General features: G+C 60.2%; 19 protein-coding genes. 17 read left to right on the top strand and 2 right to left on the bottom strand.

Translation table 11 applies throughout. The features are described 5' to 3' along the window. Positions 1-12: 12 nt before the first annotated feature. From D3878_RS06135 to D3878_RS06070, 14 genes are all read left to right on the top strand, one after another. Positions 13-2,277: a CHASE2 domain-containing protein gene (locus tag D3878_RS06135; RefSeq protein ID WP_119784665.1), complete on the top strand. Its 2,265-nt coding sequence runs from the start codon at positions 13-15 to the stop codon at positions 2,275-2,277. A gap of 571 nt (positions 2,278-2,848) precedes the next feature. Continuing rightward, positions 2,849-3,166 carry a flagellar transcriptional regulator FlhD gene (gene flhD, locus D3878_RS06130; RefSeq protein WP_119784664.1) on the top strand — a complete coding sequence of 106 codons (318 nt, stop codon included), beginning with the start codon at positions 2,849-2,851 and terminating at the stop codon, positions 3,164-3,166. Positions 3,167-3,221: 55 nt separating this feature from the next. Further along, complete coding sequence (gene flhC, locus D3878_RS06125) at positions 3,222-3,776, top strand: flagellar transcriptional regulator FlhC (RefSeq protein ID WP_119784663.1); 555 nt, start codon at positions 3,222-3,224, stop codon at positions 3,774-3,776. 55 nt (positions 3,777-3,831) lie between these two features. Further along, entirely contained in the window at positions 3,832-4,662 is an 831-nt protein-coding gene (locus D3878_RS06120) for a class I SAM-dependent methyltransferase (RefSeq protein ID WP_119784662.1), read from the top strand. A 214-nt stretch (positions 4,663-4,876) separates the two neighbouring features. Further along, positions 4,877-5,737, top strand: a complete 861-nt coding sequence (motA, locus tag D3878_RS06115) for a flagellar motor stator protein MotA (protein WP_119784661.1) — start codon at positions 4,877-4,879, stop codon at positions 5,735-5,737. A gap of 30 nt (positions 5,738-5,767) precedes the next feature. Beyond that, complete coding sequence (gene motB / locus D3878_RS06110) at positions 5,768-6,706, top strand: flagellar motor protein MotB (protein WP_119784660.1); 939 nt, start codon at positions 5,768-5,770, stop codon at positions 6,704-6,706. A 63-nt stretch (positions 6,707-6,769) separates the two neighbouring features. Beyond that, positions 6,770-7,318 (top strand): chemotaxis protein, encoded by a 549-nt coding sequence (locus D3878_RS06105; RefSeq protein WP_119784659.1) that lies wholly within the window; start codon positions 6,770-6,772, stop codon positions 7,316-7,318. A 63-nt stretch (positions 7,319-7,381) separates the two neighbouring features. Continuing rightward, the gene (locus D3878_RS06100; protein ID WP_119784658.1) at positions 7,382-7,747 is read left to right on the top strand and encodes a response regulator; all 366 of its coding nucleotides are present in this window, start codon (positions 7,382-7,384) and stop codon (positions 7,745-7,747) included. A gap of 65 nt (positions 7,748-7,812) precedes the next feature. Further along, positions 7,813-10,077, top strand: a complete 2,265-nt coding sequence (cheA, locus tag D3878_RS06095) for a chemotaxis protein CheA (protein ID WP_119784657.1) — start codon at positions 7,813-7,815, stop codon at positions 10,075-10,077. A 10-nt stretch (positions 10,078-10,087) separates the two neighbouring features. Then, positions 10,088-10,600 (top strand): chemotaxis protein CheW, encoded by a 513-nt coding sequence (locus D3878_RS06090; RefSeq protein ID WP_233556245.1) that lies wholly within the window; start codon positions 10,088-10,090, stop codon positions 10,598-10,600. A 76-nt stretch (positions 10,601-10,676) separates the two neighbouring features. Then, a complete protein-coding gene (locus D3878_RS24585; protein ID WP_119784656.1) occupies positions 10,677-12,413 on the top strand; it encodes a methyl-accepting chemotaxis protein in 1,737 nt (578 codons plus the stop codon). A gap of 34 nt (positions 12,414-12,447) precedes the next feature. Next, entirely contained in the window at positions 12,448-13,326 is an 879-nt protein-coding gene (locus D3878_RS06080) for a CheR family methyltransferase (protein ID WP_119787733.1), read from the top strand. After that, a complete protein-coding gene (cheD, locus tag D3878_RS06075; protein WP_119784655.1) occupies positions 13,323-13,931 on the top strand; it encodes a chemoreceptor glutamine deamidase CheD in 609 nt (202 codons plus the stop codon). Before D3878_RS06080 ends, cheD begins: the two co-directional genes overlap by 4 nt. 40 nt (positions 13,932-13,971) lie before the next feature. Further along, positions 13,972-15,048, top strand: coding sequence for a protein-glutamate methylesterase/protein-glutamine glutaminase (locus D3878_RS06070; RefSeq protein WP_119784654.1), 1,077 nt, complete (start codon positions 13,972-13,974; stop codon positions 15,046-15,048). Here the strand turns inward: D3878_RS06070 and D3878_RS23415 are convergent. Continuing rightward, on the bottom strand, positions 15,009-15,209 hold the full coding sequence (locus D3878_RS23415; protein ID WP_147383895.1) for a hypothetical protein: 201 nt from the start codon (positions 15,207-15,209) through the stop codon (positions 15,009-15,011). The two genes, D3878_RS06070 and D3878_RS23415, sit on opposite strands and share 40 nt — an antisense overlap. Here D3878_RS23415 and cheY point away from each other — a divergent pair. Together cheY and D3878_RS06060 are read left to right on the top strand one after the other, a co-directional pair. Next, on the top strand, positions 15,208-15,606 hold the full coding sequence (gene cheY / locus D3878_RS06065; protein WP_119784653.1) for a chemotaxis response regulator CheY: 399 nt from the start codon (positions 15,208-15,210) through the stop codon (positions 15,604-15,606). The genes D3878_RS23415 and cheY overlap by 2 nt on opposite strands. Then, positions 15,603-16,811 (top strand): EAL and HDOD domain-containing protein, encoded by a 1,209-nt coding sequence (locus D3878_RS06060; protein ID WP_119784652.1) that lies wholly within the window; start codon positions 15,603-15,605, stop codon positions 16,809-16,811. The genes cheY and D3878_RS06060 overlap by 4 nt, the downstream gene beginning before the upstream one ends. A gap of 85 nt (positions 16,812-16,896) precedes the next feature. On the opposite strand, the gene D3878_RS06055 is transcribed toward D3878_RS06060, so the two are convergent. Beyond that, positions 16,897-17,247, bottom strand: a complete 351-nt coding sequence (locus tag D3878_RS06055; RefSeq protein ID WP_119784651.1) for a helix-turn-helix domain-containing protein — start codon at positions 17,245-17,247, stop codon at positions 16,897-16,899. A 399-nt stretch (positions 17,248-17,646) separates the two neighbouring features. Between D3878_RS06055 and D3878_RS06050 the strand changes: the two genes are divergently transcribed. After that, positions 17,647-18,774, top strand: a complete 1,128-nt coding sequence (locus tag D3878_RS06050; protein ID WP_199688096.1) for a methyl-accepting chemotaxis protein — start codon at positions 17,647-17,649, stop codon at positions 18,772-18,774. The last annotated feature ends 5 nt before the right edge of the window (positions 18,775-18,779 follow it).

Below are 18,779 nucleotides of genomic sequence, written 5' to 3'. Positions count from 1 at the left end.
GGGGGCAGAGGCATGCGGCGTTTTTTATCCAGATTCGGCTTGCGCTGGACGATCGGCCTGGCGTTGACGCTGGCGGCGTTGGCGCAGGTGCTCGGCTACCTGCCGGCCACCGTGGCCGGGCGTATCGACCAGATTGACCAGGCGGTGTATGACACCCGCCTGAAACTGACGCCGCCGGTGTTCGATCCGCGTATCGCCATCGTCAGCATAGACGAGCGCAGCCTGGCGGAAGTGGGGCGCTGGCCATGGAGCCGCGAAGTCATGGCCCGCATGGTCGATCAGTTGTTCGATAAATACAGGATCAAGGCGCTCGGTTTCGACGTCACTTTTTCCGAGCCAGACAACACGTCTGGCTATGCCACCCTGGCCGCGCTGGCGCAGGACGAGTTGCGCGGCGTGCCGCAACTGGGCGAGCGCCTGCGGCAACTCAAGCCTGCGCTGGATTACGATGCCCGGCTGGCGCGGGCGCTGCGTGACCGCCCGGTGGTGCTTGGTTATTTCCTATCCGATACCCTGAAGAAGGGTATGCTGCCGGCGCCAGGCTTTACCTTGACAGACCTGGGCGGCTATGCGGTCGATGCGCTTTCCGCGCGGGCCTATGAAGGCAACCTGGCCGAACTGCAGCAGGCGGCCAGGGCTGGCGGCTACTTCAATACCGATTTTGATGCCGACGGCTTGTTGCGTGCGACGCCGCTGATGATGCGGGTGGGCGACGCCTATTATGAATCGCTGGCGCTGGCGACCGCCCGGGTTGCACTGGGCGCGGCACGGGTGCAGCCAGTTCTGCTGCAAGCCGATGTCGTCAATTCCGCGGAGGAATTGCGGCAGTACGGCGTACTGGCCGCGCTGAAACTCGACAGCCAGCCATTTGCCACGGTGATCCCGGTGGAGCATAACCTGACCGCCAGGATCCAGTACCGTGGTCCGGGCGGCCCGCAAGGCGGCGCCTTCCACTATGTCTCGGCAGCCGACGTCCTGAAGGGCCGGGTCGCGCCGGAGGCGCTGGCGGACCGCATCGTGCTGGTCGGGACGACCGCTCCTGGCCTGAACGACCTGCGCGCCACCCCGGTCAAGGCAGATTATCCCGGGGTGGAGGTGCATGCCAACCTGGTCGCCTCGATCCTCGACAATGACTTCAAGAAGCGGCCGGATTTCGGCATCGGCATCGACCTGGTGCAGGTGCTGCTGCTGGGCCTGGTGCTGACTGTTGCGCTGTCGACGTTGTCGCCGCTATGGTCAATCCTGATTGCGCTGGCGGCTGTGGCGGCGGCGATTTCGTTCAATTCATGGATGTACCAGGCATATCATTACGTGCTGCCGGTGGCGACCGCCTTGCTGCTGATCCTTGGCTTGTTCATCTTCAATGTGGCCTGGGGCTACCTGTTCGAGTACCGCAAGGGCCGCGCCATCGTTAACCTGTTCGGCGAATACGTCGCCCCCGAGCTGGTGGCGGAAATGGCAAAGGACCCGCAAAGCTATAGCATGGCAGGCGATTTGCGCGAACTGACCATCATGTTCTCGGATGTGCGCGGTTTCACAACCATTTCGGAAGGCCTGGAGCCGAACGCGCTGCGGGAATACGTCAATATCTACCTGACGGCGATGTCGGAAGACATCCGCGGCAACCGTGGCACCCTCGACAAGTATATCGGCGACGCCGTCATGGCTTTCTGGGGCGCGCCCATTGCGTTGCCGAACCATGCCGCGCTGGCGGTGAAAACCGCGCTGCAGATGCAGGCAAGCGCCGGCAAGCTCAACCAGGAATTCATCGCCCGCGGCTGGCCGCCGCTGAGGATCGGCATTGGTCTCAATACCGGCGAGGTGCGGGTCGGCGACATGGGCTCGGCGGTGCGGCGCGCCTATACCGTGATGGGCGACCCGGTCAACCTGGCCTCGCGCCTGGAGGGCATCACCAAGACCTATGGCGCCGGCATCGTGGTGGGGCAAGGCACCAGGAGCGCGACACCGGAATTCTTGCACCGCGAGCTCGACCTGGTGCAAGTCAAGGGCAAGAATGAGCCGGTACCGATCTTCGAGCCGCTGGGAATGGTGGATGCGGCCGACGAGGCCATTCGTGCTGCCGTGACTGCATGGCATGCCGCACTGGCCCTGTTTCGCTCCCAGCAATGGGACGCGGCGCAGTCAGCCATCGAAAAGCTGGCCGCCGCGCAGCCGCTTGACCTGCTGTATCCGCTTTACCTGCAGCGCATCGCCAATTACCGTGCCAATCCGCCTGGCGATGGCTGGGATGCGGTGACTGTTTTCGATGCCAAGTAAGCCATCCAGCTGTAAATTATTGCCAAAATGAAAATAGCCTGCATTTGCAGGCTATTTTTTTAAAAAATAATAAAAAAAATTTCCGGCAAACCCTAAAGTTCCTCAAAACCCTGCCGATAATCAATCTAGATACGGGGTAATGAAAAATATTTTGAACTTTTTAAAAATATTTGCATCAGACCCTAAAGTTTCCAAAAAGTATGCCGTAAACGAGACATAAGACCTGTTTCGAGAGAATTTTGAGGCGCTTTTTGAACATATTTTTGAGAAATAAAACACCAGAATAACGGTCATTTTTCAGCTTTTCCTGGTTGGCAGGGCACGCAAAGCGAGACGGTCGAATTCCCCCCGATCTCTCGCAAAAGCAAGCCTGGAGCCACTCTCAGCGCAACCCAGTTTTGCGCGATCAAAGTGCCGCCCGGCGTTTGTAAGACAAACGCCTACGGGTGGCATTCGTTTGTTTCCGTCAAGAAAAACCTACTCTGGCTTATTTCTGTAAAGAAAGCTGTGGATAAGAATGCATTACCGACACGACAAATTGCGTGCCGGTAACATCCAAGGAGGGGGAAAAATGGATACGAACGACATGATGGCTGAAATCCGCGACGCCAATCTGAGCTACCTGATGCTGGCGCAACAAATGATTCGTGCCGACAAGGCGACTGCGATCTTCCGCCTGGGCATCAGCCGCGAAATCGCCGACCTGCTGGAAGGCTTGAACAATGCGCAGATCCTGAAACTGGCCGGCACCAACATGATGCTGGCACGCTTTCGTTTCGATGACGGCGCTATCCTCGGCATGCTCACCAATTACAACAAGGATCGTGCCCTGTCGCATTCGCATGCGGCCATTCTGATGGCCGGCCAGCCTGTCGAAGAAATCGCTTGATCGATCATCAATAATAAAGCTGCGTTCAAAATAAACGATTACACGAGGTCTGGAAATGGCGAAGAAAAGTGTGGTGACGGAAGCGCAGGAAATCCGCCTGGCGATTGACCTGATCAATCTCGGTGCGCGCCTGCAACTGCTTGAGTCGGAAACCTCGCTGTCGCGCGAACGCTTGCTGAAGCTGTACAAGGAGCTCAAAGGGGTGTCGCCGCCCAAGGGCATGCTGCCGTTTTCAACCGACTGGTTCATCACCTGGCAGCCGAACATCCATTCATCGCTGTATATCAATATCCATAATTACCTGCTCGAGCATGCCGGCATCTCCGGTATCGAGGCTGTGATGAAGGCTTACCGCCTGTACCTTGAGCAGATCGGCCCGCAGGGCGGTGACGAGCCGGTGTTGTCCTTGACCCGCGCCTGGACGCTGGTGCGTTTCTTTGACAGCAAGATGCTGCAAACCGCCTGCTGCGGCGAGTGCGGCGGTCATTTCGTGGTGCACCAGCTGGATTTGCATGATCATTATGTGTGCGGCCTGTGCCACATGCCTTCGCGCGCCGGCAAGACCAAGAAAGCGAAAAACGCCACGGCGCTGCTGGCGGCTGCGGCTTGAATTTCGATTTGGCAGGATCTGCATCGGCATCATCTGGCCAGGGCGGCCTGGTGGCATGAGTGCTGCATCCGCCAGGGTGCGGCAGTTCTGGCGGGCGCCGGCATTGCATGCGCTGCTGCATCAGTGCGTGGCCTTTTTTGCTGCCATCGCCATCCTCGCTGCGCTTGAATTGCGCGGCATCGCCCCCCCCCATCTCCTGGGCGCTGCCCTGATTCAAGGCGCTCTGGCGGCCATGTTGTCGGCCTGGCGCCGGCTGGCGCCCTGGTGGCTGCCGATCCAGCTGTTGTTTGCGCCGGCCCTGGTCGCCATGCATGGCCTGCAGCTGCCGCCGTTGCTGTTCCTTGGATTATTCATCCTCTTGCTGCTGCTGTACTGGAGCAGCTTTCGCACCCAGGTGCCGTATTACCCCTCGACCAAGGCAGTGTGGCAGGCCGTGGCCGGCTTGTTGCCGCCGCACCGGCCGCTGCGCTGCATCGACATCGGCAGCGGTTTCGGCGGGCTGGTGCTGCATCTGGCCGCGATGCGCCCGGACAGCCTCATTGCCGGCATTGAACTGGCGCCGCTGCCATGGCTGGTCAGCAGGCTGCGTGCGCGCTTGCAGCACAGCCGTGCACGCTTCATGCGTGGCGATTACCTGGATCTGGATTTTGCCGATTACGATGTGGTGTTTGCCTATCTGTCGCCAGCCGCCATGCCGGCTTTGTGGGAAAAAGCCCACAGCGAAATGCGCCCCGGCACACTGTTGCTAAGCCATGAATTTGCTATCCCGGGCCGTGCGGCGGATCTCGTCGTGGCGCCACGCCGCAATGCGCCTGTCCTGTATGGCTGGCGCATGCAAGCGCAGGCGGTGCCATTTTCCTTGTGCGGGAATGACGCAGGCCCATAATTACCGACAAGAATGACACGCAATTACGGTGTTTCCTGTGGTACATTTTCTCCTGTAGGCTTTTTGATATTTTCAGGGCTTGCGCCATATGGCAATTGAAGGTGGAATTTCAGGCTCTGTTCTTCCGTTTACCTCGTCCGCTCCATTGTTATTCTGGCTGCACATGGGCAGAGCATGGGCCACGGGCCCATTTTTTTAGACCGGAGTAGCGCGCTTGCTAGTCATTATTGGATATGTGGTCGTCATTCTGTCGGTCTTCGGCGGCTTCATGCTGGCCGGCGGGCACCTGGCCGCATTGTTCCAGCCGATCGAGTTGCTGATGATCGGTGGTGCGGCTATCGGCTCTTTTGTGGTCGGCAACAACGCCAAGTCCATCAAGGCTACCCTGGCGGCGCTGCCCAGCCTGTTCAAGGGGTCGCGCTATTCCAAGGCGCTGTACATGGAACTGATGACCTTGCTGTTCGAGATATTGAGCAAGGTGCGCAAGGAAGGCCTGATGTCGATCGAGGGCGATATCGAAAATCCCGGGGAAAGTCCGATTTTCAGCAAGTATCCTGGCGTCCTGGTCGATCACCACATTGTCGAGTTCATGTCCGATTACCTGCGCCTGATGGTATCGGGGAACATGGATGCATTCCAGATCGAAAACCTGATGGACAATGAAATCGAAACGCACCATGCCGAGGGTGAAGTGCCGGCGCATTGCATCGCCAAGCTGGGCGATGCCTTGCCTGCGCTGGGTATCGTGGCATGCGTGATGGGGGTGGTGCACACCATGGAATCCGTGGGCTTGCCGCCGGCCGAGCTGGGTATCCTGATCGCTCGCGCCCTGGTCGGCACCTTCCTCGGCATCCTGCTGGCCTATGGTTTCATCGGGCCGCTGGCCAGCTTGCTGGAGCAGAAGCTGCATGAATCCACCAAGATGTACCAGTGCGTGAAAGTGACTCTGTTGGCCAGTCTGAATGGCTATGCGCCGGCGTTGGCGGTGGAATTCGGCAGGAAGGTGCTGTTCTCCACTGAACGGCCATCCTTCAGCGAGCTGGAAGAACACATCAAGGCTTCCAAATCAAAATAACAGGCATGCAGCAGGAGCAGCGGGATCGATATGGCGGATGAAGCACGCCCAATCATAGTCAAGCGGATCAAGAAATCCGGTGGCGGCCACCATGGCGGCGCCTGGAAGATCGCCTACGCCGACTTCGTCACTGCCATGATGGCGTTCTTCCTGCTGATGTGGCTGCTTGGCTCGACCTCGAAGGGCGACCTGCAGGGGATCGCCAACTACTTCCAGACGCCGCTGCGGGTGGCCATGGGCGGCGGCTCCGGCAGCGGCGACAGTTCGCACGTCATCCAGGGCGGCGGCAAGGATCTGACGCGCAAGGATGGACAGGTCAAGGCCAACGATGCCCCGGGCGAAAAAAAGACCTATAACATCAAGGCGGCGACCGAGTTGCTGGAAAAGGTCGAGGGCGAGCGGCTCAGGTCGCTGAAAAAGAAAATCGAGGAAGTCATCGCCAGCAATCCGGTCCTGCGCCAATACAAGAACCAACTGCTGCTGGATATTACCTCCGAAGGCTTGCGTATCCAGATCGTCGACGAACAGAACCGGCCGATGTTCGCGCTGGCCAAGGCGGAGCTGCAACCCTATACCAGGGACATCCTGCACGAGATCGGCATGGCACTGAACGAAGTGCCGAACAAGGTCAGCCTGTCCGGCCACACCGATGCCACGCCTTATTCAAAGGGGGAAAAGGGCTACAGCAACTGGGAATTGTCGGCCGACCGCGCCAATGCTTCGCGCCGCGAACTGATTGCCGGCGGCATGGATGAGACCAAGGTATTGCGCGTGGTGGGCTTGTCATCGGTGCTGTTGTTTGACAAGGAAAACCCGACCAGCCCCAGCAACCGCCGCATCAGCATCGTCGTCATGAACAAGAAAGCGGAACTGGCGGCGTCGCAGGAAAGCGGTGCGGTGCAGGTGTCGGGCGCTGAGGGGGCGGCAGGCCAGGGGCAGAAGGAAGATGCTGATGCGTCGGCGGACTAAGCGGCGGGGAGGTGGTTGGCTTTCCACCTGTACATTTGAAGGTGCCGGTGATAAGGTATTTTCATGACAAGAAAAAAATTATTGGGCCCGCAGGTCAAGCGTCTGCTGGCGGTGGTTGCCGAACATGGCACCCAGCATCTCACCGAGGTCGAGACCGATTTGATGCAAACCACCTTCCTTCTCGGCGAGGCGATCGAGAAGCTGACTGCCAGCTTCATGGCAATCCATGAAGCGGTGCGCGCGCAGCAGGAAATGGCCGAGGCGCTATTGGCGGGCGGCCAGCCGGCGGAGGACTGCGCCGAACGGCTGAGATCCTTGCAGGGAGACATCGGCAGGCACGTGAATGCGGCTGTCACCGGCTTGCAGTTCCAGGACATGACCACGCAACTGATCGGCCGCAACGTGCGGCGGGTGATTGGCTTGCGCGAAGTGCTGGATGTGCTGGAAGGCGGCAGCGCCGGCCTGCTGGCGGAGGCTTCCGCGGAAGATCTCGCGGAAGTGCTGCACAACATTAATGTGCTGGTGGAGAACCAGGCGCATAAGCTGGAAAACATTTTGTGGAAGCCGGTGCACCAGACGCATATGGAAAGCGGCGACATCGAATTGTTTTGAGTACGGATGTATACACAGGAAGCGTCGGGCGCATGCCCGGGAATGACTAGAGCAGGAGTAAAGATGGCAAAAACGATACTTGCAGTGGACGATTCGGGATCGCTGAGGCAAATGGTGGTGTTCAGCCTGAAGGCCGCCGGCTACAAGGTGACCGAAGCCGTTGACGGGCAAGATGGCCTGGAAAAGGCCAGGACGGAGACTTTCGACCTGGTTCTGACGGACCAGAACATGCCGCGCATGGACGGCCTGACCCTGATCCGTTCCCTGCGGGCGCTGCCGACATATCAGGCCGTGCCGATCCTGATGCTGACCACCGAAGCCAGCGATGAAATGAAACAGAAGGGCCGCGCGGCGGGCGCCAACGGCTGGCTGGTCAAGCCATTCGATCCGCAGCGCCTGACCGAGGTGGTCAAGAAAGTCATCGGCTGAGCCGCAACGCACACGGTGACGGCGCAAAGTGGCGGCAATAGTGCAAGTGATTATGGAGTCTGACAATGACTGTTGATATGAGCCAGTTCTTTCAGGTGTTCTTCGAAGAAACTGAAGAACTCCTGGCGGAAATGGAAAGGCTGCTCCTGGCCATCGACGTCGCCCAGCCCGAGCCGGAAGACCTGAACGCGATTTTTCGCGCCGCCCATTCGATCAAGGGCGGCGCCGGCACTTTCGGCATCACCGACCTGACCGAAGTCACGCATGTCCTGGAAACCCTGCTCGACCGCATTCGCAAGGGCGAAATGGCCCTGACCGGCGAGCACGTCGATGCCTTCCTGGCTGCCAAGGATATCCTCAAGATGCAGCTCGATGGCCACCGCCATGGCGCCGCGGTGGATCAGGAGCAGGTCGTCGCCATGCGCGCCACCCTGCAGTCGCTGGCGCAGCAGGGCAGCGCCAGAGTGCCGGCGCCGCCGGGTGCCGTCGCGCCCCTGAATGCGGCTCCCGCGGCGGCGGCAGGCAGGCATTGCTACCGCATCGAATTACCGGCGTTGCCCGAGCGTGACATCAAGGCGCTGGCCGGCGAACTCGGCCTGCTCGGCACAATCAGCGAGTCGCGGCTGCCGGACGGTCGTGGCGTATTCGTACTGGATACCGAGGACAGCGCCGAATCCATTGTGGCGATCTGTTCGTTCATCATGGAGCCGTCCGAGCTGAAAATCACCACGGAAGCTGCGGCGAGCGTCGAGGACGCGCAGCGCTATGGCGTTTTCGAGCCGCTGCCGGCGCCTGCGCGGAGCGCAGAGGATGCGCAGGGTTACGGTTTTTTTGAGCCCTTGCAGTCGGCCATCGCGCAGAAGGAAGCGGAGAATGCGCAGGGTTACGGATTTTTTGAACCGCTGCAAACCTCGATTGGACAGACTGAGCAGGAAAACGCCCAGGGTTACGGGTTCTTCGCGCCGTTTGTGCCGAACGGCGGGACGCAGCCGGCCGCCGCCGGGGCCAGCAAGCACGGCGATGCGCCGGATAAGGCCGCCGTCGAGGCCGACCCGGTCGCCGAGCATGCCACCACTGCTGCCGCCAGGAAGCCGGCGCCCAGGCGCGATGCCGACAAGCCGGCTGTCGCGCACAATGAAGCCTCCACCTCGATCCGGGTCGGTATCGAAAAGGTCGATCAGCTGATCAACCTGGTCGGCGAACTGGTGATCACGCAGGCGATGATCGAACAGCGGGTCGACTCGCTCGATCCGATGCTGCACGAGCGCCTGTTGAATAGCGTCAGCCAGCTGACCCGCAATACGCGCGACCTGCAGGAGGCGGTGATGTCGATCCGTATGATGCCGATGGATTACGTGTTTTCGCGTTTTCCGCGCATGGTGCGCGATCTGGCCGGCAAACTGGGCAAGAAGGTCGAGTTCGTCACCCATGGCGCGGCGACCGAACTGGACAAGGGCTTGATCGAACGCATCGTCGACCCCTTGACCCACCTGGTCAGGAACAGCATCGACCACGGCATCGAGATGCCGGAGGTGCGCGCCGCCGCGGGAAAAAGCGAGACCGGGCGGCTGTCGCTGTCGGCCGCGCACCAGGGTGGCAACATCATCATCGAAGTCTCCGATGACGGCGGCGGGCTGAACCGCAGCAGGATTCTGGACAAGGCGCGCCAGCAGGGGCTGCCGGTGTCGGATGCGATGCCGGACGCGGAAGTCTGGCAAATGATCTTCGCGCCCGGTTTTTCCACCGCCGAAACGGTCACCGATGTTTCCGGCCGCGGCGTCGGCATGGACGTGGTCAAGCGCAACATCGAAGCGATGGGCGGCCTGGTCGAGATACGTTCGCTGCGCGGCTTCGGCACCACCATTTCGATCTCGCTGCCACTGACCCTGGCGATCCTGGACGGCATGTCGATCAAGGTCGGTCCGGAAATTTATATCCTGCCGCTGGCGTATGTGGTTGAATCGCTGCAGCCGCGCGCGCTCGACATCAAGGAAATCAGCGGCAGCGGTCGGGTCATCAAGGTGCGCGGCGACTACCTGCCGCTGATTCCGCTGTACCAGATGTTTGGCATCGACTCGGCCTGCACCGAACCGTCCGAGGGCATCGTGGTGATCCTCGAGTCCGACGGCAGAAAGGCGGCGCTGTTTGTCGACGAACTGGTCGGCCAGCAGCAGGTGGTGGTGAAAAACCTCGAATCGAATTACCGCAAGGTGGCGGGAATTTCCGGCGCGACGATCCTGGGCGACGGTGGCGTTTCCCTGATCGTCGATGTCGCCGCGCTGCTGCGCTCCAGCCGCCAATTGAACGACGAATCCATTTATACAGAATAAGGACCAAGCCATGCATCCAGCAGACCAGAACAGGGGATTTTCCAGCGCTGACAAAGCCGCTGCGGAAATCGCCGGCAACGAATTTCTCGCCTTCACCCTGGGCAAGGAAGAGTACGGGATCGATATCCTGAAAGTGCAGGAAATCCGCGGTTACGAGGCGGTCACGCGGATTGCCAACGCGCCTGAATTCGTCAAGGGCGTGATCAACCTGCGCGGCATCATCGTGCCGATCGTCGACATGCGCATCAAGTTCAACCTGGGCGAGCCGACCTACGACCAGTTCACCGTGGTGATCATCCTCAACATCGCCGGACGTATCGTCGGCATGGTGGTCGACAGCGTGTCGGATGTGATCACGCTGAATGCCGGGCAGATCAAGGCGGCGCCGGAAATGGGCACGGCCTTCAATACCGATTACCTGATCGGCCTGGGCACGCTGGATGAACGCATGCTGATCCTGATCGATATCGACAAGCTGATGTCGAGCGCCGAAATGGGCCTGATCGACAAGATCGCCGCGTAGGCGAAGGGCCGGGCGGCCTGCTGCCGCCCGGCCGCTTGCCTGCGCTGCATATCCTCAAGTAGTTCGGAGTTTGCCAATGTTCAATAATATTTCCATCCGCTCGCGCCTGATTTTCGTCATCGGCTTTCTGTCATTGTCGCTGATCGGCGGCGGCGTCGTCGGCCTGGGCAGCCTGAATCACTTCAACAATGCGCTCAAGTCGATGTACCAGGATCGCCTGGTGCCGCTGGCACAGCTGGACCTGATCGTGCGGGCGATCGACCGCAACCGCCTGGCGCTGGCAGAGGCGGTCAATGGCAGTCCCGAGCTGGTTGCGAGCCGGATCGGCGAGGTCGAACAACGCATCGTCGAGGTCAATGGCAACTGGAATACCTATATCGGCGCCGTCAGGAATCCGGAGGAGCGACGCCTGGCCGACAGCTTCGCCGAAGCGCGCGGCAAGTTTGTCGACGAAGGGCTGAAGCCGGCGATTGCCGCCCTGCGCAGCCAGAATCCGGTGCAGGCGCTGGAAATCATGCAGGGGACGCTGAGCCGGCACTATCAACCGCTGGAGCAAGGCGTGGATGCGCTGATCCGGCATCAACGGGACACCGCCCAGAGCGAATTTACCAGCGGCCAGGAGCTTTACATCCTGGTACGCAATGTCTCGCTGGCGGCGCTGGTCGGCGGTTTGCTGATCGGCCTGTTCATGGCGTACTGGCTGGTTGCCGCGATCTCGCGGCCGCTGGAGGAAGCCGTCAAGATCGCCAAAAGCGTGGCCGAGGGCGACCTCACGCAGTCGTTTGCCACCGATGCGCGCGACGAGACCGGCCAGTTGCTGGTCGCCTTGCGCGACATGAACGATAGCCTGGCCCACACCGTGGGCCAGGTGCTGACGGCGATCGACACCATCGGCGTCGGTACGCGCCAGATCGCCTCCGGCAACGCCGATCTGTCGGCACGTACCGAGTCGCAGGCCAGCTCGCTGGAACAGACCGCATCGTCAATGGAAGAACTGACCACCACCGTCAAGCAGAATGCCGACAATGCCCGTCAGGCCAACCTGCTGGTGGTGTCGGCGTCGGATTATGCGGTCAAGGGCGGCCAGGTGGTCGGCCAGGTGGTCGAGACCATGGGCTCGATCAAGGATAGCTCGCGCAAGATCGTTGACATCATCGGGGTCATTGACAGCATTGCCTTTCAGACCAATATTTTGGCCTTGAACGCTGCCGTGGAAGCAGCGCGCGCCGGTGAGCAGGGCCGTGGCTTCGCCGTGGTGGCGGCGGAAGTGCGCAGCCTGGCGCAGCGTTCGGCTGGCGCCGCCAAGGAGATCAAGTCGCTGATCGGCGACTCGGTGGAACGGGTTGATGCCGGTGCCAAGCTGGTTGATGATGCCGGCAAGACCATGGACGAGATCGTCAGCTCGGTCAAGCACGTGGCCGACATCATGGCCGAGATTACCGCCGCCAGCCAGGAACAGAGCAGCGGCATCGAGGAAGTCAATCGCGCCATTGCACAGATGGATGAAATGACGCAGCAGAATTCCTCACTGGTGGAGCAGGCAGCGGCGGCGGCGCAGAGCATGCAGGACCAGGCGGCAGCGCTGGCCAAGGCAGTGGCGATTTTCAAGCTGAACATCGGCAAGGCGCAAGGTCGCGTTCGTGCCGTGTCCTCGGCGCCGTCCAGCGCGCTAGCGGCGCCAAAGGCAGCCAGAAAGCTGCCGCCTGCGCAGCCGGCAACGCGGGAGGTGGCGCTGAAACCGGCGCCGGTCGCGCCGAAAGCCGTCAAGCCCGTCAATGCCAGTGGCAACGGCGACGACTGGGAAGAATTTTGATGTCGGTTGACGGAATCGCAGGCGAGCAATGAGCATGGCGATTGCGAATAATGGTTCTGGCGTTTTGCTGGCGGCTGCCGGCAGGATGGAAGCCGCCAAGGAATTCGAGTTTACCGTGCGTGACTTCGAGCGCGTGCGCGCCATGATTTATCGCAAGGCCGGGATCGCACTGGCCGATAGCAAGCAGGAAATGGTCTACAGCCGCCTGGCGCGCCGCCTGCGCGCGACCGGTGTGTCGTCCTTCGCCATTTATCTGGACCAGCTCGACCGCCATGCCGACAGCGCCGAATGGGAAGCCTTCACCAATGCGCTGACCACCAACCTGACCTCGTTTTTCCGCGAGGCGCATCATTTCCCCCTGCTGGCCGAGCATGTGGCGGCCCGCAAGGAGCCGGTGACGATCTGGTGTTCCGCCAGTTCCACCGGGGAGGAGCCGTATTCGATTGCGATGACCCTGTGCGAGGCTTATGGCAGCATGAATCCGCCGGCGCGGGTGATCGCCACCGATATCGATACCAATGTGCTCGCCACCGGCGAACAGGGAGTCTACAGCACGGACCGCATCGAGCGCATGGCGCCCGAACGGGTCAAGCGTTTCTTCCTGAAAGGCAAGGGCGCCCAGGCCGGCATGGTGCGGGTGCGCGATGAATTGCGCGCGCTGGTGACGTTCAAGCGCCTGAACCTGTTGTCGGAGCACTGGCCGATTTCCGGTCCGTTCGATGCCATTTTTTGCCGCAACGTGATGATTTATTTCGACAAGCCGACCCAGGGCAAGATACTGGCGCGGTTTGCGCCGTTGATGAAGCCTGATGGCTTGCTGTTCGCCGGGCATTCGGAAAATTTCCTGTACGTTTCCGATCTGTTTCGGCTGCGCGGCAAGACCGTCTACGAACTGGCGGGCAGCAAGCCATGAGTAACGCCAACCTCGAGCAGTTCGCCAAGAATATTTACTACGACCGTACCTTCGATTGCGATGCAGCGAAGATACTGCCGGGAGAATATTTCGTCACGCCCAAGGACATGATGATCGTCACGGTGCTGGGCTCGTGCGTGGCGGCCTGCATCCGCGACCGTGTCAGCGGCATCGGCGGCATGAACCACTTCATGCTACCCGACGGCAAAAGCGAGGACGGCCCCGTGTCGGCCTCCATGCGCTATGGCGCCTATGCCATGGAAGTGCTGATCAACGATCTGCTCAAGGCCGGGGCGCGCCGCGAAAACCTCGAAGCCAAGGTGTTTGGTGGCGGTAACGTGTTGCCCGGCTTTGTCGCCATCAATGTCGGCGAGCGCAATGCCCAGTTCGTGCGCGACTTTCTCAAGGCCGAAGGGATCCGCATCGTCGCCGAGGATCTGAACGACATTCATCCGCGCAAGGTTTATTATTTTCCGCGCAGCGGCAAGGTGCTGGTCAAGAAGCTCAAGCAACTCAATAACAATACCCTGGTCAATCGCGAGCAGGATTACGCTCACCGCCTGCAGTCGAAGCCGGTGGCGGGCGACATCGAACTGTTCTCGTGAGAGGCGGCTGGGCGGTGCACAAGGTGTGGAGATTCAAGGCATGAAAACGAAAGTCCTGATCGTCGATGATTCGGCGTTGATCCGCAGCGTGATGAAGGAGATCATCAACAGCCAGCCCGACATGGAGGTGGTGGGGGCGGCGCCCGACCCGCTGGTGGCGCGCGAGTTGATCAAGCAGACCCATCCGGACGTGCTGACGCTGGACGTCGAAATGCCGAAGATGGATGGCCTGGATTTTCTCGAAAAGCTGATGCGCCTGCGGCCCATGCCGGTGGTGATGGTGTCGTCGCTGACCGAACGCGGCTCGGAAATTACCATGCGTGCGCTGGAACTGGGGGCGGTGGATTTCGTCACCAAGCCGAAGATATCGATCCAGCATGGCATGCTGGAATATACGGAACTGATCACCGAGAAGATCCGCACGGCGTCGCGCGCCCGCGTCAAGGCAGCGGCGCCACGTGCACCCGCCGGCAGCGCGCATGCGCCTGCGGGTCTGCCGCTGTTGCGCAATCCCCTGACCAGTAGCGAAAAGCTGATCATCATCGGCGCTTCCACCGGCGGCACCGAGGCCATCAAGGATTTCCTGCTGCAGATGCCGTCGGATTGCCCGGGCATCCTGATCACCCAGCACATGCCGGAGGGGTTTACACGCTCCTTCGCCAAACGGCTCGATTCGCTGTGCCGGATCTCGGTGTCGGAAGCCGCCGGTGACGAGCGCATCCTGCCGGGGCACGCCTACATCGCGCCGGGACACTCGCACTTGCTGCTGGCGCGTAGCGGCGCCAATTATGTCACGCGCCTGGACCAGGGGCCGCCGGTGAATCGGCACCGCCCGTCGGTGGACGTGTTGTTCCGCTCGGCTGCCGTCTGCGCCGGCAAGAATGCGGTTGGCGTGATCCTGACCGGCATGGGCAAGGATGGCGCGCAAGGCATGCTGGAAATGAAGCATGCCGGGGCTTACAATCTGGCCCAGGATGAGGCCAGTTGCGTCGTGTTCGGCATGCCGCGCGAAGCAATTGCCGTCGGTGCCGCCGATGAGGTGGCCGCCCTGGCCGAGCTGCCGGGCCGCGTGCTGCATCATCTGGCAAGCCAGGGGAGTCGTGCGCTGCGGGTGTGAGTGCGGGTGTTGCGGTTGTCGATTACATAATTAATATGCGGTTTTTGTTGGGTATTCGTATCTTTGCTACTATTACTCTTAAGCAATACCGCTTCTTCGGTGCATAATAGCGCCATGGTTTTCACGCCTGCATTTTTTTCAGATTTGATGGAGTAACTCATGGCTAACCCGAATACCAAATTTTTGGTGGTTGACGATTTTTCGACCATGCGGCGGATCGTGCGCAACCTGCTCAAGGAATTGGGGTACACCAATGTCGACGAAGCCGAAGATGGTTCGATGGCGCTGGCCAAGCTGCGTTCCGAGCAATTCGACTTTGTCATTTCGGACTGGAACATGCCGATCATGGATGGCTTGACCATGCTGCAGAATATCCGCGCCGATGCCGCCTTGTCCAAGCTGCCCGTGCTGATGGTGACCGCGGAAGCCAAGAAGGAAAACATCATCGCCGCGGCCCAGGCCGGTGCCAACGGCTACGTGGTCAAGCCGTTTACGGCGGCGACCCTGGATGAGAAGCTCACCAAGATTTTCGAGAAAATGGACAAGGTGGGCGCTTGAATTTTCTGGTACGTGAACCGCTGCTCGATCCGAAGCAGCGTGTTCTTGGTTATGAATTGAGTTGGCGCCGCCCTGACGGCAGCGTCGGTGCGGTGGCCGATGTAGAAGCGATCGACCTGGTGCGCGTCGCCGCCGAATGTCTGTGCGATGCTGATGGCAACTGGTTGCTGGGCGAGAACCTGCTTTTCATTCAAGCCGGCCCGGCGCTGCTGGCCGAGCTCGCGCTAGGGGCGCTGCCACCGCATAAAACCGTATTGTGCATGCTGTCGCAAGACCTCGCCAATACCGAGCACGCCGCCGCGCTGCAGGCCTTGCGCAGCGCCGGTTACGGCATCGCACTGAGGGATGCCGAGGCGCTGCTGCACGACAAGAACCTGCTGCTGCTGGCCTCGTGGGTGGAAATCGACTTCGGCGAAGCCGCATTCGCATCGCAGGCGCGGATCCATGGCGCGCTGAAGCAATCGACCATCCGCATGGTCGGGCGCGGCATCAGCAACTGGAAGGAATACGATTCCTGCGCTGCGCTTGGCGTCGATGCCTTTGTCGGCAACCTGTATGCCAGCCAGCGCCCCGGTACCCAGTCCACCGGGCTGAACCCGGTGCAGAGCATGATCCTGCAATTGATGGACATGGTGCGCAAGAACACCGATGTGCGCCAGCTGGAAGCGTTATTGAAACGCGACGCCGCGCTGTCCTACAAGCTGCTGACCTATATCAATTCGGCAGGATTCGGGCTCGGTACCGAGATCCAGTCGCTGCGTCATGCAGTGACCATGCTCGGCTATTCGCCCCTGTACCGCTGGCTGTCGGTGCTGCTGGCCACCGCCAGCACCAGCGCGCAGTCGCCGGTGCTGATGCAGACGGCGGTCGTGCGCGGCCGTTTCGTCGAGTTGCTGGGCACCAGCCTGCTGCCGAAGAACGAGGCGGAAAACCTGTTCGTTGCCGGCATGTTTTCGCTGCTGGATCGTTTGCTGGGCATGCCGATGGAAACCGTGCTGGAGAATATCCCGCTGACCGAGCAAGTGAACGAGGCGCTGCTCAAACGCCAGGGTATCTACGGGCCTTTCCTGACCCTGGCCGAAGCCTGCGAGCAGGGGAATACTGGCGCAATCGGCGCGCTGGCTGATTCGCTTTTTGTCAGTCCCGCGCAAGTCAACGAAGCACACCTGTCGGCGCTGGCCTGGGCGCAAAGCCTGAAGCTGTGAGCGGCGCCATCCAGGATTAATGCGAACGATGCCATTGAATCGCGTGTCGATTTCAAGGCATCGATTCGCCTAAAAAGCGAATATTTTATTTCCTGTTCCTTAAAAGGCCGGAGATCTGCCCCAAAAGCTTCTGATCTGCCGGACTGATCTCGTCAAATATCCCCGCCACGGAACGTTCCGTATCCTGCGCAAGCGAACTTGCCTCGGCAAGCAAATCGCCCACGCCGACCTCAAGCGCCTGCGCGATCTCGAATAGCCGCAACAGCGAGGGCAGCGCCGTTCCACGCTCAAAGCGGGAAATCGTCTCCTTATCCACGCACACGATTTCGGCAAGCATCGCTTGCGTCATTCTTTTTTCTTTCCTGTACCTGGCAATTTTTTGGCCCAGACGAATTCCAAGCTCTTCCGCCGTTGTCGGTTTTTTTGCATGTTCCATATATCGTTTTTTTGACTAAAAATGTTGACACTCGACAATTTATGTTGAATGATGGTATATGTTGATAGACAACTAGTAGAGTTGTTTTTTTTGGCCGAATTCTTTTAAGTAATCCACTTTTGACGCGTGAATGAAGAACCTTGTTCGAAGACCAAAGCAAGCATCGCGGCGACCCGGGACTAATGCGCATCATACCTATTGCGAAGTTCGCGGCATGAAATCGAATAAGTACGCTGTTTGCCCATGCTTGTCGAGTTGGCGGCGAACGCTGTTCTTTGCGGAGTCTGGAATCCCATTCAAGCATGGATCAATAACGCCGCTGCCGAAGAATCGTTACACCGGGTCGCAAGATTGATGCTTAACCTGGACCGAGCAGTGAAACATTTCGACCGGCGACATATGCACCTGTTATTTCCGGGTGCGCTGGGACTCGCCGGCGCGGCGGCGGTTTTGCTGGCCGGCGGCTGGAGTTGGGGCGCCGTGCTCGTCGCCTTGATGCTTGGCGCCGCCGGCATCGCCGCCGGCATGCGCATCGCGGCCAAGCAGGACGAATTGGTCCGCTCGCTCGATACCTACATGGCGCAACGGCAGCGCTTCGGCGGCATGCTGGTGCCGGTATGGGCCGCACAGATCGAGGCGTCGATGAGCCAGTCCGAAACCGCGGTATCGGAGCTGGTCGCCAGGTTTTCCGGCATCGTCGACAAGCTGGATCAAGTGGTCCTGGACTCCGGCACGGCGACGGCATCCATCGAAGATGGCGGCGATGGGCTGGTCGCAGTCTTCGCCCGCAGCGAACAAGAGCTCGGCGCGGTGATCGCCTCGCTTAAATCGGCCATGAGCAGCAAGGCGGCGATGCTGGAAAAAGTCCAGGGCCTGGACCGCTTCATCGAAGAGCTGCAACGGATGGCCGCCGATGTCGCCAGCATTGCCGCGCAGGCCAACCTGCTCGCCTTGAATGCCGCCATCGAGGCGGCCCGCGTCGGAGAGGCGGGCCGCGGCTTTGCGGTGGTCGCAAAAGAGTTCCGCAACCTGTCCACGCTGTCCGGCGAAACCGGCAAGCGCATCGCCGGGAAAGTCGATGTGATCAGCACGGCGATCGTCGCCACTTGCGAGGCGGCGCAAGAGTCGATGAGCAATGAAAGCCAGTCGATGTCCGTGTCGGAAGCGGCTATCGATTCGGTGCTGGCGGACTTCAGAAACATCACCGATGCCCTGGTCCGTTCCAGCAGCCTGCTCAAAGACGAAAGCATCGGCATCAAATCGGAAGTCGGGGAAGCGCTGGTGCAACTGCAGTTCCAGGATCGCATCAGCCAGATCATGAGCCATGTCAAGGGCAATATCGAGCGCCTGCCGGATTACCTGGAACAAAACCGTCTGCAATTTGCGCAAAGCGGCGTATTGCAGCCGCTTGATCCGCAAGCCTTGCTTGCCGAACTTGAACGGACTTACGCGATGGCGGAGGAACGCGCGATTCACGACGGCGAAGAGGAAGCAGAGCGGAAAGATAGCGACGTCACATTTTTCTAGGAGGT

It is taken from the genome of Noviherbaspirillum sedimenti (assembly GCF_003590835.1).
Lineage (GTDB): Bacteria > Pseudomonadota > Gammaproteobacteria > Burkholderiales > Burkholderiaceae_D > Paucimonas > Paucimonas sedimenti.
The sequence above is the reverse complement of the archived record's forward strand: the minus strand, read 5'-3'. Positions and strand labels throughout refer to the sequence as shown.

Bases quoted from the DNA above. Each gene is read 5' to 3' on its own strand.
- D3878_RS06105 (WP_119784659.1), top strand. From the start codon at position 6,770: ATGACAAGAAAAAAATTATTGGGCCCGCAGGTCAAGCGTCTGCTGGCG.
- D3878_RS06055 (WP_119784651.1), bottom strand. From the start codon at position 17,247: ATGGAACATGCAAAAAAACCGACAACGGCGGAAGAGCTTGGAATTCGT.
- cheY (WP_119784653.1), top strand. From the start codon at position 15,208: ATGGCTAACCCGAATACCAAATTTTTGGTGGTTGACGATTTTTCGACC.
- flhD (WP_119784664.1), top strand. From the start codon at position 2,849: ATGGATACGAACGACATGATGGCTGAAATCCGCGACGCCAATCTGAGC.
- cheD (WP_119784655.1), top strand. From the start codon at position 13,323: ATGAGTAACGCCAACCTCGAGCAGTTCGCCAAGAATATTTACTACGAC.
- flhC (WP_119784663.1), top strand. From the start codon at position 3,222: ATGGCGAAGAAAAGTGTGGTGACGGAAGCGCAGGAAATCCGCCTGGCG.
- motB (WP_119784660.1), top strand. From the start codon at position 5,768: ATGGCGGATGAAGCACGCCCAATCATAGTCAAGCGGATCAAGAAATCC.
- cheA (WP_119784657.1), top strand. From the start codon at position 7,813: ATGACTGTTGATATGAGCCAGTTCTTTCAGGTGTTCTTCGAAGAAACT.
- D3878_RS06080 (WP_119787733.1), top strand. From the start codon at position 12,448: ATGGCGATTGCGAATAATGGTTCTGGCGTTTTGCTGGCGGCTGCCGGC.
- D3878_RS24585 (WP_119784656.1), top strand. From the start codon at position 10,677: ATGTTCAATAATATTTCCATCCGCTCGCGCCTGATTTTCGTCATCGGC.
- D3878_RS06120 (WP_119784662.1), top strand. From the start codon at position 3,832: ATGAGTGCTGCATCCGCCAGGGTGCGGCAGTTCTGGCGGGCGCCGGCA.
- D3878_RS06050 (WP_199688096.1), top strand. From the start codon at position 17,647: ATGCACCTGTTATTTCCGGGTGCGCTGGGACTCGCCGGCGCGGCGGCG.
- D3878_RS06090 (WP_233556245.1), top strand. From the start codon at position 10,088: ATGCATCCAGCAGACCAGAACAGGGGATTTTCCAGCGCTGACAAAGCC.
- D3878_RS06100 (WP_119784658.1), top strand. From the start codon at position 7,382: ATGGCAAAAACGATACTTGCAGTGGACGATTCGGGATCGCTGAGGCAA.
- D3878_RS06070 (WP_119784654.1), top strand. From the start codon at position 13,972: ATGAAAACGAAAGTCCTGATCGTCGATGATTCGGCGTTGATCCGCAGC.
- D3878_RS23415 (WP_147383895.1), bottom strand. From the start codon at position 15,209: ATGAGTTACTCCATCAAATCTGAAAAAAATGCAGGCGTGAAAACCATG.
- D3878_RS06135 (WP_119784665.1), top strand. From the start codon at position 13: ATGCGGCGTTTTTTATCCAGATTCGGCTTGCGCTGGACGATCGGCCTG.